Source organism: Methylophaga sp. UBA4204 (assembly GCF_002379485.1).
Taxonomy (GTDB): Bacteria; Pseudomonadota; Gammaproteobacteria; order Nitrosococcales; family Methylophagaceae; genus Methylophaga.
This window is the reverse complement of the sequence record NZ_DFTU01000082.1, coordinates 1-204: the sequence shown is the minus strand read 5'-3', so window position 1 is coordinate 204 and position 204 is coordinate 1. Positions and strand designations below refer to the sequence as shown.

Here is a 204-nt window from a genome sequence, read left to right as displayed (position 1 = left end):
GAAATTGCTCAACGTGCTGATGGCAATGTTCGTGATGAATTATCCACCATATTGGTTCAAGCCTTGCGTGACGGCGAGCTAAACGAAGACGATAAACAATATGTCGTTGGATTGGTGGCGAACTATACCGAATTAGATGAATCCGAAGCAGAGCAACGTGTTGATAATGTCATCGAACGTGCAGAGCAAGCGTTAGCGGATGCT

At 45.6% G+C, this 204-nt stretch carries 1 protein-coding gene; it reads left to right on the top strand.

Going from position 1 to position 204, the window contains the following annotated elements:
* A partial coding sequence (locus tag B3182_RS12035; protein ID WP_292752893.1) for a hypothetical protein occupies positions 1–204 on the top strand: 204 nt, incomplete at both ends.